Source organism: Pseudomonas sp. IT-P2, from assembly GCF_949767575.1.
In the GTDB taxonomy this organism is placed as follows: domain Bacteria; phylum Pseudomonadota; class Gammaproteobacteria; order Pseudomonadales; family Pseudomonadaceae; genus Aquipseudomonas; species Aquipseudomonas pharyngis.
The window spans coordinates 152,163-169,240 of record NZ_CATKQA010000004.1 but is presented as its reverse complement, the minus strand read 5'-3'; the positions used below and the strand labels follow the sequence as shown (position 1 = coordinate 169,240).

General features: G+C 60.0%; 15 protein-coding genes. 10 read left to right on the top strand and 5 right to left on the bottom strand.

Translation table 11 applies throughout. The features are described from left to right. Positions 1-18 precede the first annotated feature (18 nt). Complete coding sequence (locus ACM6JM_RS03575; protein WP_414881348.1) at positions 19-1,470, bottom strand: alanine/glycine:cation symporter family protein; 1,452 nt, start codon at positions 1,468-1,470, stop codon at positions 19-21. 176 nt (positions 1,471-1,646) lie between these two features. Between ACM6JM_RS03575 and ACM6JM_RS03570 the strand changes: the two genes are divergently transcribed. Then, positions 1,647-2,456 (top strand): helix-turn-helix domain-containing protein, encoded by an 810-nt coding sequence (locus tag ACM6JM_RS03570; RefSeq protein ID WP_163973923.1) that lies wholly within the window; start codon positions 1,647-1,649, stop codon positions 2,454-2,456. 42 nt (positions 2,457-2,498) lie between these two features. On the opposite strand, the gene ACM6JM_RS03565 is transcribed toward ACM6JM_RS03570, so the two are convergent. Next, entirely contained in the window at positions 2,499-3,404 is a 906-nt protein-coding gene (locus ACM6JM_RS03565; protein WP_074689648.1) for a LysR family transcriptional regulator, read from the bottom strand. Between the two features lie 161 nt (positions 3,405-3,565). On the opposite strand from ACM6JM_RS03565, the gene ACM6JM_RS03560 reads away from it, so the two are divergent. The 9 genes from ACM6JM_RS03560 (at position 3,566) to ACM6JM_RS03520 (ending at position 14,574) form a co-directional block, all read left to right on the top strand. Continuing rightward, positions 3,566-5,056 carry an aldehyde dehydrogenase family protein gene (locus tag ACM6JM_RS03560; RefSeq protein ID WP_221615480.1) on the top strand — a complete coding sequence of 497 codons (1,491 nt, stop codon included), beginning with the start codon at positions 3,566-3,568 and terminating at the stop codon, positions 5,054-5,056. Between the two features lie 165 nt (positions 5,057-5,221). Beyond that, a complete protein-coding gene (locus tag ACM6JM_RS03555; protein WP_414881347.1) occupies positions 5,222-6,505 on the top strand; it encodes an NAD(P)/FAD-dependent oxidoreductase in 1,284 nt (427 codons plus the stop codon). A 364-nt stretch (positions 6,506-6,869) separates the two neighbouring features. Then, positions 6,870-8,003: an ABC transporter substrate-binding protein gene (locus tag ACM6JM_RS03550; RefSeq protein WP_039766703.1), complete on the top strand. Its 1,134-nt coding sequence runs from the start codon at positions 6,870-6,872 to the stop codon at positions 8,001-8,003. A gap of 229 nt (positions 8,004-8,232) precedes the next feature. After that, positions 8,233-9,147 (top strand): ABC transporter permease subunit, encoded by a 915-nt coding sequence (locus ACM6JM_RS03545; protein ID WP_039766704.1) that lies wholly within the window; start codon positions 8,233-8,235, stop codon positions 9,145-9,147. Positions 9,148-9,150: 3 nt separating this feature from the next. Continuing rightward, positions 9,151-10,452 (top strand): high-affinity branched-chain amino acid ABC transporter permease LivM, encoded by a 1,302-nt coding sequence (gene livM / locus ACM6JM_RS03540; RefSeq protein ID WP_039766706.1) that lies wholly within the window; start codon positions 9,151-9,153, stop codon positions 10,450-10,452. Beyond that, positions 10,449-11,321 (top strand): ATP-binding cassette domain-containing protein, encoded by an 873-nt coding sequence (locus tag ACM6JM_RS03535; RefSeq protein WP_064593137.1) that lies wholly within the window; start codon positions 10,449-10,451, stop codon positions 11,319-11,321. Before livM ends, ACM6JM_RS03535 begins: the two co-directional genes overlap by 4 nt. Beyond that, complete coding sequence (locus ACM6JM_RS03530; RefSeq protein WP_074689649.1) at positions 11,318-12,034, top strand: ABC transporter ATP-binding protein; 717 nt, start codon at positions 11,318-11,320, stop codon at positions 12,032-12,034. The genes ACM6JM_RS03535 and ACM6JM_RS03530 overlap by 4 nt, the downstream gene beginning before the upstream one ends. Positions 12,035-12,773: 739 nt before the next feature. Beyond that, a complete protein-coding gene (locus ACM6JM_RS03525; RefSeq protein WP_011332209.1) occupies positions 12,774-13,538 on the top strand; it encodes an SDR family oxidoreductase in 765 nt (254 codons plus the stop codon). Positions 13,539-13,668: 130 nt separating this feature from the next. Then, the gene (locus ACM6JM_RS03520; RefSeq protein ID WP_039766710.1) at positions 13,669-14,574 is read left to right on the top strand and encodes a cation diffusion facilitator family transporter; all 906 of its coding nucleotides are present in this window, start codon (positions 13,669-13,671) and stop codon (positions 14,572-14,574) included. Positions 14,575-14,613: 39 nt separating this feature from the next. Here ACM6JM_RS03520 and ACM6JM_RS03515 read toward each other — a convergent pair whose 3' ends face one another. The 3 genes from ACM6JM_RS03515 to ureG form a co-directional block, all read right to left on the bottom strand. After that, the gene (locus ACM6JM_RS03515) at positions 14,614-15,741 is read right to left on the bottom strand and encodes an AGE family epimerase/isomerase (protein WP_414881346.1); all 1,128 of its coding nucleotides are present in this window, start codon (positions 15,739-15,741) and stop codon (positions 14,614-14,616) included. 100 nt (positions 15,742-15,841) lie between these two features. Beyond that, positions 15,842-16,414 (bottom strand): HupE/UreJ family protein, encoded by a 573-nt coding sequence (locus ACM6JM_RS03510; protein ID WP_074689651.1) that lies wholly within the window; start codon positions 16,412-16,414, stop codon positions 15,842-15,844. Between the two features lie 27 nt (positions 16,415-16,441). Further along, positions 16,442-17,056, bottom strand: coding sequence for an urease accessory protein UreG (ureG, locus tag ACM6JM_RS03505; RefSeq protein WP_007950645.1), 615 nt, complete (start codon positions 17,054-17,056; stop codon positions 16,442-16,444). Between the last annotated feature and the right edge of the window lie 22 nt (positions 17,057-17,078).

The window sequence follows — 17,078 nt, the reverse complement described above, 5'->3', positions numbered from 1 at the left end:
CTTAATTGTTTAAACTGATCATGTAGTTACTTCGTTGGTTGCCGATGACGAACTGCGATTTATTGTTTGTAGTTTTCTTGGTCGCGGCGGCCAGGCCAATGGGTCGAGATCAAGATCAAGAAACTTGCTGGAGTCGAAAATGGGCGTCTTGATTCCGATACGACGCTGCTCGTCGTAATCTCGCAAGATCCGGAGGCAAACTTTAAACAGCAGTGCCATGGCTACAAGGTTGACCAGCGCCAGCAACGTCATGGTGATGTCGGCGAAAGCAAGCACGGTCGAAAGATCCTCTACCGCCCCCCATAACACCAAAACCAATACCAGCGATCGGTAGAAGAACAGCGTTTTTCGGGGCTCGCCAAACATGAACCGAAGGCTGTTTTCCCCGAGGTAGTAGTTGTAGAGCATCGCCGTGAAGACGAACAGCGCCAGCACCACACTGATGAACATTCGCCCCCATTCACCGACCACGGCTGCCAACGAGTTTTGTGCCAACGCAACACCGTCGCCCTCAAATCCAGGCGAGTAGAAACCCGAAAGCAAAATGAGTAATGCCGTGCACGTACAAATCACGAACGTGTCGATGAATACGCTGAATGCCTGCACCACGCCCTGTGCCACGGGATGGTCGGTTTTCGCCACGGCAGCAACATTGGGAGCGCTGCCCAGCCCCGCTTCATTGGAAAACACACCGCGTCTCACACCCATGACTATTGCGCTGCCGACCAATCCACCAAACGCCTGATCCAGACCGAATGCGCTTCGGATGATGGTCATCAGCATTGGCGGAACCTGATCGAACTGCAGCACGATCACATAGCTCGTAACGCCGATGTAAGCGAGAACCTTCAGCGGCACCAACAGGTCGGCTACGGCAGCTATTCGTTTTATCCCACCCATAAAAACTGCCCCGAGCAGCAGCGCCAATGTGAGCCCTGACCACATTGGCGCCAGACCGAAAGCGTCTTTCAGCGAATGTGAGACTGCATGCGATTCGAGACCATTGATTGCAAATCCAAACGTCACTAGCAGTAGAAGCGCTGCAATTGTTCCGAGCCAGCGTTTGTCCAGACCGTGCTCGATGTACCAAGAGGGGCCGCCTCGAAACAGGCCATTCCCATCGCTACGTTTGTAGAGTTGGCCCAGTGTGCATTCGAAGAAGCTACTCGACATGCCGAGCAAGGCTGTCATCCACATCCAGAACACGGCGCCGGGTCCTCCCATGCTCACTGCAATCCCTACCCCGACGATGTTGCCCGTGCCCACCCGCCCGGCGAGGCTGAGGGTCAATGCCTGAAGCGAACTCAGATGGCGACTGCCGCTGCGCCAACTGCCCTGTAAAACGGTAAACATGTGCAGGAAATATCTGAACTGGACAAACCTTGATCGGATGGTGAAATAGCTACCCAGTCCAAGGACTACAGGGATCAAAACCTTTCCCGAAAGAAAGTCGTTGATGATGTCTAGCATTCAAAGCTCCTTGCTATTGAAAGTGCTGGCGTTTTTTATTAGCTGGTCAAGTCCTGAAACCTTTCAGGGCTCGTAATATCCAGCCATATTTCGCAGGCCGCAATTTCGCAAGTTGCTTAAAAGTGATGCGAGTTGCTGCTATGGTTGCGTCTTCTAAAACTGTTTCAAGGATATTTATGTGGGAGTCTCTTCCAGCTAACTTAAGACTTCTGTGCAGTCACTACAGATCTGTCGCGGAAGTCTGTAGGAAGATTCGAATTAATCGCGGGCAATTCAATAAGTATCTGTGTGGGAATAGTGTACCTACAGCTTTCAACTTGAAAAGAATCTGCGATTTTTTTGGGGTCGAGGCGTTTGAAATAGCCCTTCCGACAGAGCAATTCATCACACTGATCGGCATGAGGTCTAGGAAACCCGGCACAGTCGAAGAACAAACTGCACCGCAGAGAATGCTTGGACACCTGCGTCAACACTCCTCGCCGGAGCTCAAGGCGCACACTGGTTACTACTATGAGTACTATCACGCTATGACGGAGCCTGGCTCGATTCTGTGCTCGCTGGTGCACGTCTGTGAAGATGGATCAGACATCGTCTATGAGCGAAACGAGTGCTTACAGATTGCGGGTGCCGAAGGTGAGTTTGAAAGGTATCGATACATCGGGTTCGCTTACTACCTCAGAGATCGCCTGTTTCTTATCGACTACGAGTCACTGACCTCGAACGAGATCAGCCAGACCATTCTCATACCAAGCTTCAAGAGCTGCATCACACGGCTCAACGGTCTGAAAATGGGTGTGTCCGCCGCTGACCATCGGGCTCCGGCTTGTTCGCGAGTCGTTTGGGAGTATCTGGGGCAGGAAATCAATCGGATCGATGCTTATCGCCGGGTGCGACTTTATGACGTTGATGATCCGGTTATCGATGACGACCTGCGCGCGCGACTCACTCAAACCAAGTTTGTTGATGGCCTGTTTGTAATTGCGTGACGATTCGCCGAGCCGGCGCAATACAACGCGTTTTCACTCAGGTCAGTCGGCATTAGTACTATCGATCTGCTCCAGCATCCACTTCACGAAATCCCGCACCTTGGGCACTTCCGCCGCGTGTTCCGGGTAGGCCAGGTAATAGGCGTCGGTGCTGGGCATCGCATGCTGCCAGGGAATGACCAGTTTGCCGTCGGCCAATTCCTCTTCCACCAGAAACCTCGGCAGCAGGGCGACGCCGCAGCCGACCTGCGCGGCGCGGATGCACATATAAAAGGTTTCGAAGCGCGGGCCGTGGTAGCTGTGTTCGGTCTGATAGCCCTGGCTGTCGAACCAGTCGTGCCACGCTTGCGGGCGCGAAGCATTCTGCAGCAGGACCAGATCGGTGAGTTGCGTTGGATCAGTCAACGGAATGTCCGGCAGGCTACTCGGCGCGCAGACCGGCACCAGTTCTTCGCCGAACAGCTTCAGGCATTCGGTGCCGGGGCGTGAACCCTGGCCGAAATAGAACGCCAGGTCGCTGCGCCCTTGCAGCAAGTCATCGGCCTCCTGCTCGTTGCACAGGTCCAGATGGATCGACGGATGACGCAGACGCCAGCCCTTGAGGCGCGGCACCAGCCAGCGAGCGCCGAAGGTCGAGGGCGTGGAGACCCGCAGGACTTCGGTTTCGCCGCCGTAGGAACGCAGGTAATGGGTCGACATCTCGACCTGGGTCAGGATTTTTCTGACTTCCACCAGATACAGATCGCCGGCCGGGGTCATCTGCAAACGGCGGCGCACCCGGCGAAACAACAAGTGCTGTAACAATTCTTCGAGCTGCGCCACCTGCTTGCTGACGGCGCTCTGGGTCAGGTTCAGTTCCTCGGCGGCCCGGGTGAAACTCAGGTGCCGGGTCACGGCCTCGAAGCACTGCAACGCGGTGATCGACGGCAAGTGGCGTTTGTTCAGCATGGGCGATCCTTTTCTTGTCTTTCTGCGCAGCATGAATAAACGGAATGATATCTCGCGTAAAGGTCGTTTGTTGCACAGCCTTCCTGACGCTACAACTAAAGGTCTGCCCGGTCGTGAAAACGCGCCCGCACACATTCAGTTTTTTGCTTGAGGAGTGACCCATGGTTGCCGCATTGCTTGATCGTCTAGGTGTGAACCCGGCCCTGTACCAGAACGGCAAAGTGCCGGTGCATTCGCCCATCGACGGCAGCCGCATCGGCGCCGTGAACTGGGAAGGCCCGGCCGAAGTCGAGCAGCACATCAGTCGCGCAGATCATGCGTTCGAACATTGGCGCAAGGTGCCGGCCCCGCGTCGCGGCGAGCTGGTGCGTCAGTTCGGCGAAGTGCTGCGTGAATACAAAAATGATCTTGGCGAACTGGTTTCCTGGGAGGCCGGCAAGATTACTCAGGAAGGCTTGGGTGAAGTGCAGGAGATGATCGACATCTGTGACTTCGCCGTCGGCCTGTCCCGCCAGTTGTACGGCTTGACCATCGCCTCCGAGCGTCCGGGCCACCACATGCGTGAAACCTGGCACCCGCTGGGCGTGGTCGGCGTGATCAGTGCGTTCAACTTCCCGGTCGCGGTGTGGGCGTGGAACACCACGCTGGCGCTGGTCTGCGGCAACCCGGTGGTGTGGAAGCCGTCGGAGAAAACCCCGCTGACCGCACTGGCCTGTCAGGCGCTGTTCGAGCGCGTACTGAAGAACTTCAGCGATGCCCCGGCGCACCTGAGCCAGGTGATCATCGGCGGCCGCGATGCCGGCGAAGCGCTGGTGGATGACCCGCGTGTCGCGCTGATCAGCGCCACCGGCAGCACCCGCATGGGCCGCGAAGTGGCGCCGAAAGTCGCCGCCCGCTTCGCCCGCAGCATTCTCGAACTGGGCGGCAACAACGCGATGATCCTCGGCCCGAGCGCCGATCTGGACATGGCCGTGCGCGCCATTCTGTTCAGCGCCGTCGGCACCGCCGGCCAGCGTTGCACCACGTTGCGGCGCCTGATCGCCCATGAGTCGGTGAAAGAAGAAATCGTCACCCGCCTCAAAGCCGCGTACTCCAAGGTTCGTATCGGTCACCCGCTGGAAGGCAATCTGATCGGCCCGCTGATCGACAAGCACAGCTTCGAAAACATGCAGGATGCGCTGGAGCAGGCGCTGAGCGAGGGCGGTCGGGTGTTCGGCGGCAAGCGCCAACTGGAAGACCAATTCCCTAACGCCTACTACGTGTCGCCGGCCATCGTTGAAATGCCGGAGCAGAGCGACGTGGTGTGCAGCGAGACCTTCGCGCCGATCCTGTACGTGGTCGGTTACAGCGATTTCGAAGAGGCGCTGCGCCTGAACAATGCCGTGCCGCAAGGGTTGTCGTCGTGCATCTTCACCACCGATGTGCGCGAGGCCGAGAAATTCATGTCGGCGGTCGGCAGCGACTGCGGCATCGCCAACGTCAACATCGGCCCGAGCGGCGCGGAAATCGGCGGCGCGTTCGGTGGCGAGAAAGAAACGGGCGGCGGTCGTGAGTCGGGCTCGGATGCGTGGCGCGCGTACATGCGTCGGCAGACCAATACCGTGAACTACTCGCTGGAATTGCCGCTGGCGCAGGGCATCACGTTCGACTGACAGTGTTCTCAAAGCTATTGATCGTTCCCACGCTCTGCGTGGGAATGCTGCACCGAACGCTCCGCGTTCGCTTTCGGGACGCAGAGCGTCCCTGACTGCGTTCCCACGCAGAGCGTGGGAACGATCTCTTAGGTGTGTTTGGCAGGTTTCTGTTGGAGTCTGGCAATGCCGTTACGCGAAGAATGTCTGTGGGAAAAACTCACGCCGCAACGCCCGGATAACACGGCGCTCAGGGGCGAGGTCAAGGTTGATGTCTGCGTGATCGGCGCCGGGTTTACCGGGCTGTCGGCGGCGCTGCATCTGCTGGAAAAGGGCAAGAGCGTCTGTGTGCTCGAAGCCCATCGCGCCGGGCATGGCGGCTCCGGGCGCAACGTCGGGCTGGTCAACGCCGGGATGTGGATTCCGCCGGACGAGATCGAGGCGGGATTCGGCGAGGCGGTCGGCAGTCAGCTCAACCGCATGCTCGGTGCGGCGCCGGCGCTGGTGTTCAGCCTTGTGGATAAATACAACATCGATTGCCAATTGCGCCGCGAAGGCACCCTGCACATGGCACATAACGCCAAGGGTGAGGCGGATCTGCGCAGTCGCGAAGAACAATGGAAGCGCCGCGGTGCGCCGGTCGAACTGCTGACTGGCAAGGCCTGTGAGCAGGCGACCGGTACACAGAAGATCGCCGCCGCGCTGCTCGACCGGCGCGCCGGTACGCTCAATCCGATGGCCTACGTCACCGGGCTGGCCAATGCTGTAATGAGCCTTGGCGGGCAGATGTTCGATCACTCCCCGGTCGCGCGTCTTGAACGGCAAGGGCAGAAATGGTTGGTGCAGACCGAGCAGGGTTCGGTGCTGGCCGAACAAGTGGTGATCGCCTCCAACGCCTACACCGAAGGCGACTGGACCGAACTCAAGCGCAATTTCTTCCCCGGTTACTACTATCAGGTCGCTTCGGTGCCGCTCACCGAAGACGCGGCTCAGGAAATCCTCCCGGGAGGGCAGGGCTCGTGGGATACCCGTCAGGTGCTGAGCAGCATCCGCCGCGACAAGGACGGCCGTCTGCTGCTGGGCAGCCTCGGCAACGGCAATCAGAAACCGACCTGGTTCCTCAAGGCCTGGGCCGACCGGGTGCAGCAACATTACTTCCCCAATCTCAAGCCAGTTGAATGGGAATGCACCTGGACCGGGCGCATCGCGTTCACCCCTGATCATTTGATGCGCCTGTTCGAACCGGCGCCGGGACTGGTGGCCGTCACCGGTTACAACGGTCGGGGCGTGACTACCGGCACCGTGGTCGGCAAGGCCTTCGCTGATTACCTGTGTAACGGAAATCCTCAGGCATTGCCGATTCCCTTCGCACCGATGCAGCCGTTGGCGGGAGTTGGCTTGCGCAGTTGTCTGTACGAGGCCGGGTTCTCGCTGTATCACGCGGGCCAGTGCCTGCGGATCGTCATCTGAGTGTTGAAATATGTTGCCGGAAGCGGCGCTTTTCGATGTAGCGACTAGCCTGTAATGGTGCGGGTTGTAGCAGTTCCGCACCAGCAGTGTGCAGTTCGGTGACGCGGGCTGTTACAGGCTGGTTGCACGTCGTTTGGCGCCGCGGTTGCAATGATGGCGCGTGCGGGTTGCGCCTGAAAAAATAATTGGTTTCACCTTCCGCGGTTTAGACGGTTGCACGCCCAATGAAAATGGGAACGAAACAGTCGAAATAACAAGAAAGCAGCGACTTTTTGAAGTATAAAAAACCGATGGCACGGCCCTTGCTCTGAGCATTCAAGTGAAGTCGCAGTGCCAACTAAAAAAAACCTTGGAGCACCACCTCATGTCCCAGACGTTTTACAAGAAAGGCTTTCTGGCCCTCGCAGTGGCTACTGCGCTGGGTGTTTCTGCGTTTGCACAAGCTGATGTGAAAATCGGTGTGGCGGGTCCGATGACGGGCGCCAACGCGGCATTTGGCGAGCAATACATGAAAGGGGCACAAGCGGCGGCCGACGCGGTCAACGCGGCGGGCGGCGTCAACGGGGAGAAGATCGTCCTGGTCAAGGGCGATGACGCCTGCGAGCCGAAACAGGCGGTGACGGTCGCCAAGGACCTCACCAACCAGAAAGTCGCCGGTGTGGTCGGCCACTTCTGCTCGTCCTCCACCATTCCTGCGTCCGAGATCTACGACGAAGCCGGCATCATCGCCATCACGCCGGGCTCCACCAACCCGCAAGTGACCGAGCGCGGCCTGAGCGCCATGTTCCGTATGTGCGGCCGTGACGACCAGCAAGGCATCGTCGCCGGCGACTACATCGTCGACGTGCTCAAGGGCAAGAAAGTCGTCGTGCTGCACGACAAGGACACCTACGGTCAGGGCCTGGCCGACGCGACCAAGGCTCAGCTGGAAAAACGCGGCGTGAAGCCAGTGTTGTACGAAGGCCTGACCCGTGGCGAGAAAGACTTCAGCACCATCGTCACCAAGATCCGTGGCGCCGGCGCCGATGTCGTCTACTTCGGTGGCCTGCACCCGGAAGCCGGCCCGCTGGTTCGCCAACTGCGTGAACAGGGCCTGAAAGACGTCAAGTTCATGTCCGATGACGGCATCGTGACCGACGAACTGGTGACCACCGCCGGCGGCCCGCAATTCGTCGACGGCGTGCTGATGACCTTCGGTGCCGACCCACGCCTGCTGCCAGACAGCAAGACCGTGGTAGATGCATTCCGCAAGGCTGGCACCGAGCCTGAAGGCTACACCCTGTACGCCTATGCATCGGTTCAGACCCTGGCCGCCGCCTTCAACGGCGCCAAGTCGAACAAGGGCGAGGAGGCCGCTGCCTGGCTGAAGAAGAACCCGGTCAAGACCGTCATGGGCGAGAAGACCTGGGACTCCAAAGGCGACCTTAAGGTCTCCGACTACGTGGTCTACCAGTGGGACAAGGACGGCAAATATCACCAGCTGGAAAAGCAGAAGTAACGGCACCTGATCAACCGGACGCCACATTCCCTGTGGGAGCGGGCTTGCCCGCGATGACGGCCTGACAGTCGACAACTTTGTTGAATGTTCTACCGCTATCGCTGGCAAGCCAGCTCCCACAAGGGGGCTGCGGTTTCCTGTCTGACATTGCTCCGACGTAAATCTGTATTTTTCCTAGAAGAACCGCGCGCCTCAGGGGGTGCAGGTTCTCACTGCGTGAGATTGCGTTATGGATGGTATTTTCCTGCAGCAACTGGTCAACGGCCTGACCCTCGGGTCGGTCTATGGCCTGATCGCCATCGGCTACACAATGGTCTACGGCATCATCGGCATGATCAACTTCGCCCACGGCGAGGTTTACATGATTTCTGCTTACCTGGCGGCAATCAGTCTGGCTCTGCTGGCTTACTTCGGTATTGAATCCTTCCCGCTGCTGATGCTCGGCACCCTGGTATTCACCATCGTGATCACGGCGGTGTATGGCTGGGTCATCGAGCGAGTCGCTTACAAACCCCTGCGCAACTCCACCCGACTGGCACCGTTGATCAGCGCCATCGGCATCTCTCTGATTCTGCAGAACTACGCACAGATCGCCCAAGGCGCCAAACAACAGGGCGTTCCCACCCTGCTGACCGGAGCATGGCGTGTCGAAGTCGGTACCGGCTTCGTGCAACTGACCTACACCAAAGTCTTCATCCTGGTGGCCGCATTCGTCGGCATGGGCCTGCTGACCTACGTCATCAAGTACACCAAGCTCGGGCGCATGTGCCGTGCGACCCAGCAGGACCGCAAGATGGCTTCGATCCTCGGCATCAACACCGACCGGGTGATTTCTTACGTGTTCATCATCGGTGCGGCCATGGCGGCGTTGGCCGGCGTGCTGATCACCATGAACTACGGCACCTTCGACTTCTATGCCGGCTTCATCATCGGCATCAAGGCATTTACCGCGGCAGTACTGGGCGGGATCGGTTCGCTGCCTGGCGCCATGCTCGGCGGGATCATCCTCGGGATCTCCGAGTCGCTGTTCTCGGGCCTGGTCAACTCCGACTACAAAGACGTGTTCAGCTTCTCGCTGCTCGTACTTGTTCTGGTCTTCCGGCCTCAGGGCCTGCTGGGCCGTCCTCTTGTGTCGAAGGTGTAAGCGATGTCTTCAACCACTACAAAATCCATTGATGTCAAAAAAAGCCTGGTTGAGGCGATTCTCGCCGGTCTGATCGCCCTGATCGTGTTCGGGCCGATCGTCGGCGTGGTACTCGACGGCTACAGCTTCAACCTCGAACCGACCCGCGTGGCGTGGATCATTGCCATCGTCATGGCCGGCCGGTTTGCCCTCAGTCTGTTCCTGCAAACCCCGAAAGGCCTGCGCATTCTCGACGGATTCGAGAGCACCGGTTCCGGCGTACATGTGCTGGCCCCGGACTACAAATCGCGCCTGCGCTGGATCATCCCGCTGATGATCGCCATCGCCGTGGCGTTGCCGTTCTTCTCCAACTCATACCTGCTGGGCGTGGTCATCCTCGGTTTGATCTACGTGCTGCTGGGGCTGGGACTGAACATCGTGGTGGGCCTGGCCGGCCTGCTCGACCTGGGTTACGTGGCGTTCTACGCCATCGGCGCCTACGGTCTGGCGCTCGGGTATCAGTACCTCGGCCTGGGCTTCTGGACCGTGCTGCCACTGGCGGCGATCACCGCTGGCCTTGCCGGTTGCATCCTCGGTTTCCCGGTATTGCGTCTGCACGGCGACTACCTGGCGATCGTGACCCTGGGCTTCGGTGAAATCATTCGTCTGGTGCTCAACAACTGGCTGTCCCTGACCGGCGGCCCGAACGGCATGCCGGCGCCACTGCCGACCTTCTTCGGTCTGGAATTCGGCAAGCGGGCGAAGGATGGCGGGGTGCCGTTCCACGAGTTCTTCGGCATCGCCTACAACCCGGACGTGAAGTACTACTTCATTTATGCGGTGCTGTTTCTGGTGGTGCTGGCCGTGCTGTACATCAAGCATCGTCTGGTGAAGATGCCGGTCGGCCGCGCCTGGGAAGCCCTGCGTGAAGACGAGATCGCCTGCCGCTCGATGGGCCTCAACCACGTGCTGGTCAAGCTCTCGGCGTTCACTATCGGTGCGTCCACGGCGGGTCTGGCGGGTGTGTTCTTCGCCACCTATCAAGGTTTCGTCAACCCGACCTCGTTCACCTTCTTCGAATCGGCGCTGATCCTCGCCATCGTTGTGCTCGGTGGCATGGGCTCGACCATCGGTGTGGTGATCGCAGCGTTCGTGCTGACCGTCGCCCCGGAACTGCTGCGCGGCTTCGCCGAATACCGCGTGCTGCTGTTCGGGATCCTGATGGTGTTGATGATGATCTGGCGACCTCGCGGGCTGATCCGCATCAGCCGTACCGGGGTCACTCCACGCAAAGGTGCCATTCACTATGAGAGGACTGCGCCATGAGTGAAGTCGTACTCTCTGTTGAAAAACTGATGATGCACTTCGGTGGCATCAAGGCCTTGAGCGACGTCAGCCTGAAGGTCAAGCGCAACTCGATCTTCGCCCTGATCGGCCCCAACGGCGCCGGCAAGACCACGGTGTTCAACTGCCTGACCGGGTTCTACAAGGCCTCCGGCGGCAAGATCGAACTCAACGTGCGCGGCCGGCAGACCAACGTCATCCAGCTGCTGGGCGAGTCGTTCAAACCGACCGACTTCGTCTCGCCGAAAAACTTTGCCAGTCGCCTGTATTACAAAATGTTCGGCGGCACCCACCTGGTGAACCGCGCAGGCCTGGCCCGGACGTTCCAGAACATTCGCCTGTTCAAGGAAATGTCGGTGCTGGAGAACCTGCTGGTGGCCCAGCACATGTGGGTCAACCGCAACATGCTGGCCGGCATCCTCAACACCAAGGGCTATCGCAAGGCTGAAAGCGACGCGCTGGACTGCGCGTTCTACTGGCTGGAAGTGGTGGATCTGGTGGACTGCGCCAACCGTCTGGCCGGTGAGCTTTCCTACGGCCAGCAACGCCGTCTGGAAATCGCCCGGGCCATGTGCACGCGGCCGCAGATCATCTGCCTCGACGAACCGGCCGCCGGCCTCAACCCTCAGGAAACCGAAGCGCTGAGCGCGATGATCCGGCTGCTGCGCGACGAGCACGATCTGACCGTGGTGCTGATCGAACACGACATGGGCATGGTAATGAGCATTTCCGATCACATCGTGGTGCTGGACCACGGCATCGTCATCGCCGAGGGCGGACCGGATGCCATTCGTAACGATCCGAAAGTGATCGCCGCTTACCTGGGCGCCGACGAAGAGGAAGTCGTATGACGCAACCCATCCTCGAACTCAAGGATCTGGACGTGTTCTACGGCCCGATTCAGGCCCTCAAAGGTGTTTCGCTGCAGATCAACGAAGGGGAAACCGTCAGCCTGATCGGCTCCAACGGTGCCGGCAAATCCACGCTGCTGATGTCGATCTTCGGCCAGCCTCGGGCGGCGGGCGGGCAGATCCTGTATCAGGGCGTGGACATTACCCACAAGTCATCGCACTACATCGCCTCCAACGGCATCGCGCAATCGCCGGAAGGGCGGCGGGTGTTCCCCGACATGACCGTCGAGGAAAACCTGCTGATGGGCACCATTCCGATCGGCGACAAGTTCGCCAAGGAAGACATGCAGCGCATGTTCGAGCTGTTCCCGCGGCTCGAGGAGCGCCGTAATCAGCGGGCCATGACCATGTCCGGCGGCGAGCAGCAGATGCTCGCCATCGCCCGGGCGTTGATGAGCCGGCCCAAGCTGTTGCTGCTGGATGAGCCGAGCCTGGGGCTGGCGCCGATCGTGGTCAAACAGATCTTCGCCACCCTGCGGGAACTGGCGAAAACCGGCATGACCATTTTCCTCGTCGAACAGAACGCCAACCATGCGTTGAAGCTGTCCGACCGGGCATACGTGATGGTCAATGGCGAGATCCGCCTGACGGGAACCGGCCAGGAACTGCTGGTGAACGAGGAGGTGCGTAACGCTTACCTCGGCGGTCACTGATCGTTTGAAGTTGTCCACAAGCCCCGATGCGTGAGTGTCGGGGCTTTTTTGCGCCCGACTGTTCACCGAAGACAGACACGTTCGGGAAATTGTGGAAAACAAAATCGCCAACCTGCCAAAGCGCGACATATAGACGCTGCAAATGGCTGTTTTTCCACAGTTTTGACTTGTCCCCGTTTGCTGTGGAGCTGGCTGTGAATAACGTGGGTGTAGCTCGCTGAAAGCCTTGTAAACCGAGGCTTTCAGGGGTGTGGTTGTTTTTTGAGCAGTGTGTTTTTGCTGAAGGGAAGGCCTGTTTGTCAACCTTTTTTATGGGGTACAAAAAGGTGCTGATCGTTGTGGTTAATCCTGTGGATAAGTCTGTGATTAAACTCTGGAAAGACTCGGCTGAGGGCCGTAGTTGCTGGCCTCGCGCAATCATGGGCATGACCGGCCGGTCGTGCAAAATGCCCTGCCCGGCACAACTGGTTGTTCAGGGTCAAGCAAAAAACTTTCTGAATCGCTCGCAAAGCCTTGTGTGGCGCGGCTTTGCGCTTTTCCACTTGCCCCCGGAAACTGTGGAAGGGCTTGTGGATAACGTGCGTGCACATGGCTCCAGGCCACGGCGCATATGGCGTAGCGGCCATTGATCAATTAATGAGCAGGATTCGGTGGTTGCCGGTTAAAGCAGGGCCGGGCATGCTGCCCGCTGATTTTCTATTCCAATGGCTGCCCGGGCGGCCGAAGCAAGGAGAACACGATGTCCAACACCCTGTTTATCACCGGCGCGACCTCCGGTTTTGGTGAAGCCTGTGCCCGTCGTTTTGCCGAGGCCGGCTGGAAACTGGTGCTGACCGGTCGTCGTGAAGAACGCCTCAACGCGCTGTGCGCCGAGCTGTCGAAGCAGACCGAAGTGCATGGCCTGGTGCTCGACGTGCGTGATCGCAAGGCGATGGAGGAGGCGATTGCCAATCTGCCGCCATCGTTCGCCAAGCTGCGCGGCCTGATCAACAACGCCGGCCTGGCGCTGGGCGTGGACCCTGCACCGAAGTGCGACCTCGATGATTGGGACACCATGGTCGACACCAACGTCAAAGGCCTGATGTACAGCACTCGCCTGTTGCTGCCTCGGCTGATCGCCCACGGTCGTGGCGCTGGCATCATCAACCTCGGCTCCATCGCCGGTAACTATCCGTACCCGGGCAGCCACGTTTATGGCGCGACCAAGGCGTTCGTCAAACAGTTCTCGCTGAACCTGCGTTGCGATCTGCAGGGCACTGGCGTGCGCGTCAGCAACATCGAGCCGGGCCTGTGCGAGAGCGAGTTCTCGCTGGTGCGTTTCGCCGGCGATCAGGCGCGTTACGACGCCACCTACGCCGGTGCCGAGCCGATCCAGCCGCAGGACATCGCCGAGACCATCTTCTGGGTGCTGAACGCGCCGGCGCACATCAACATCAACAGCCTGGAACTCATGCCGGTGAGCCAGACCTGGGCTGGTTTTGCCATCGAGCGTAACAAGGCCTGATACGGTGTTGCCCTCTTCGCCAATCTGTTGGCGAAGAGGGCAAATCGGCCAAATTCTGGCAGTAAGGTAGACTCACTCCTCAACAACCCCACCGCACCCTGCGGTTTTCAAGGTTTTTCGAGGAGTCAAAGTGAGTAACCGAGGTGAGCAGTCGCTGCTCAAACAATCCACCCTTCTAATGTTGGCCGTGTCGATCGCCGGAATCGTCACCGGTTTTGTTTCGGGTTCCCAGTCCATCCTGTTCGATGGCTTTTTTTCGCTGATTGCCACCTTCATCAAAGTCCTGATGCTGATCACCGCGAAGCTGATCGCCAAGCAAAGCAACCAGCGCTTCCAGTTCGGCTTCTGGCACCTGGAGCCGATGGTGCTGCTGATCGAGGGCAGTTTCCTGCTGTTGATCGCCATTTACGCGTTTCTCAACGGTGTGTTCGGCATCATCAATGGCGGTCGTGAGATCGAACTGGGGCTGGTGATCATCTACGCGGCGGTGTTCACCGTTGTCGAGTTCGCCTACTTCTTCTACGTGCGCCACCGCAATCGCACGCTCAAGTCGAGCCTGATCCAGTTCGACAACATCAGTTGGCTGGTGGACGCGATGCTGTCGGTGGGCCTGCTGATCAGTTTCCTCGCGGCGCTGTTGCTCCAGTCCCAGGGTTACGGCGAGTGGGCGAAATTTGTCGACCCGCTGATCCTGATCGTGCTGGCCCTGACCATGCTGCCGCCGGCCTTCAAGATCCTCGGCCCGGCGCTGCGGGACGTGCTCGGCATTGCGCCGGACACGCTGGACGATCAGGTGCGTCAGGTGATGGACGCGGCCAAGGCCGAGCATGGTTTCGACGACTACGTGTCCTATGTGCAGAAGCACGGGCGGGCGCGATTTATCGAGATTCACGTCGTGTTGCCGGCGGATTACCGGCTGCAGAGCGTCGGTCAGCTGGACGTGCTGCGCGAGGAGATTTCCGCGAAGCTGGGCAAACCGGATGCGGCGCGCTGGCTGACCATCAGCTTCACCGGCGACAGGAAGTGGATTGCCTGATGTTGCGTGGCGAGGGAGTCGCCTCCCTCGCCACGGCTGTCAGCTCAGATAGTCGGCGATGCCGCGATAGCAGGTCGCCAAGTGATAAGGCGTAGTCGACGGCATGTCCTTGCGGCTGACCTCGCCCTGATCGTCACGGCATTCGTGCCAGCCGCCGGCGTGCAGGAAGCTCTGTTGCAGCGCCTGCAACTGGCGCAGCACCGCGCTTTCACTGCCCGGACGCAAGGTCAGGGCGCGCAGGTACTCGGCCTGGGCCCAGATGCGCTGGGTCGAATCCTTCCCGTGTCCTTGCGGATCAAGCATGGCCAGCACCGCACCGGTGTCGGCCTCGACGCCCTGTTGTTCGGTGAAGGCAAACGCACGATCCACTGCCGCGTGCAGCTTCGACCCGCGCAGCAGCGGTGAGGATTCGAGCAGGAAATACCATTCGAACTGATGCCCCGGCTCAAACCAGTTATCCACAGCCCCCAGCGGTTTTTCCATCAGTACGCCCTGTTGCGGTTCGATGAAGTGCTTGTGCATGGCTGTGCATAACTCGCTCAGCGCCTGCTGGGTCTGGGGATCTTCGCGCACGGCCAGCGTGGCCAGGAAGGCCTCGGCCAGGTGCATCAGCGGGTTTTGCAACGGGCCGGTTTCCAGCGTGATCCAGTCGCGGTCGAGGCAGGCCTCGTAGAGGCCGTCGCCCGTTGCGAATCGCCGGCCGATGACTTCCAGCGCTGCGTTCAAGGTCGACTCGACCAGGGGCTCGCGGGATTTTTCCCAGTAGTGGGCGCAGGCAAACAGGATAAAGGCGTGGGTGTAGAGGTCCTTGCGCTGATCCAGCGGTTTGCCCTGCGGATCGATGCTGTAGAACCAGCCGCCGTGCTCGGCATCGTGGAAGTGCCGTTGCAGGGAACGGAACAGTGCAGCCGCGCGGACTTCGGCGTTATCCACAACCCCGATCAGGCTGGAAAACAGGTACAGCTGCCGTGCGCAGGCCATGGCCCGATAGCGCTGCGGTGGCAGCGGCTGATGTGCGCCGTCCAGCGCCTCGTAAGGCAACGCCATGTCGGCGTTCCAGCCCGGTCCTTGCCAGAGGGGCACGATCACGTTCAGAAAGTGCTGTTGCACTTCGCCGAACAGGGCGGTCAGTTCAGGCAGGGAGGTGGAGCGGGAAGCGTGGGGCATGGGCGGACGTCGTCACGGCAGGGGCGATTGCGCGACATGGTAGCAGAGAGTGGCGATCGATCGTTCCCGCGCCATGCGCGGGAACGATCAGAGGTGCAGTTCAGCCGGCCAGCAACCACGCGCCGGTCACTGCCGAAGCCGCTCCGGCCAGTCGAACCAGCGGCGCAGCCGCCTGAGGCAGAAAACGCACGACCGCATAACCCGCCGCATGCAGCGCAGCCGTTGCGACCACGAAACCGGCGGCATACGCCCATGGGCTCGACATGTCCGGCAACTCGAGGCCGTGAGCCACGCCGTGGAACAGTGCAAACAGCGCCGTTGCCGCCACCGCCATCACCAGTGGCGGACGCACGGCCAGCGCCACCGCCAGACCCAGCGCCAGCACCGAGGCGGCAATCCCGCTTTCCAGCGCCGGCAATTCCAGTCCTTCAAAACCGAGCAGTCCACCGATCAGCATGGTGCCGACAAAGGTGCACGGCAGCGCCCAGCGTGCGGCGCCTTGCTGCTGCGCGGCCCACAGGCCGACGGCCAGCATTGCCAGCAAATGGTCGAGACCGCCGATCGGGTGGCTGATGCCGGCCACCAGGCCAGAGTCGCCGTGGCCAGGGTGGGCGAAGGCCAGGGCCGGAGTCAGCAGCAGCGCGACAGCGCCGAGAATGCGTTTGAGTGTCATGGATAAGCTTCCTTGTTGATCAGTGAATCAGGCTGCGGTCAGCAGGCCCTGGCGTTCGATGAAGGCGATGATGTCTTCCAGGCCCTGACCGGTTTTCTGGTTGCTGAACACGAACGGCTTGCCGTTGCGCATGCGTTGGGTGTCGCTGTTCATCATCTCCAGCGAGGCGCCGACCAGCGGCGCAAGGTCGATCTTGTTGATCACCAGCAGGTCGGATTTGCAAATGCCGGGCCCGCCCTTGCGCGGCAGCTTGTCGCCGGCGGAAACGTCGATCACGTAGATGGTCAGGTCGGACAGTTCCGGGCTGAAGGTTGCGGAAAGGTTGTCGCCGCCGGACTCCACCAGAATCAGGTCCAGCCCGGGAAAGCGGCGGTTCAGTTGATCCACCGCTTCGAGGTTGATCGAAGCGTCTTCGCGGATCGCCGTGTGCGGGCAGCCGCCGGTTTCCACGCCGATGATGCGTTCCGGCGCCAGGGCTTCGTTGCGCACCAGAAAGTCGGCGTCTTCGCGGGTATAGATGTCGTTCGTGACTACAGCCAGGTTGTAGCGCTCGCGCAGGGCCAGGCACAGGGCCAGGGTCAACGCGGTCTTGCCGGAACCGACCGGGCCGCCGATGCCGACGCGCAGGGGTTGTGTGTTCATGTGATTCTCCAGATAAAAGGCC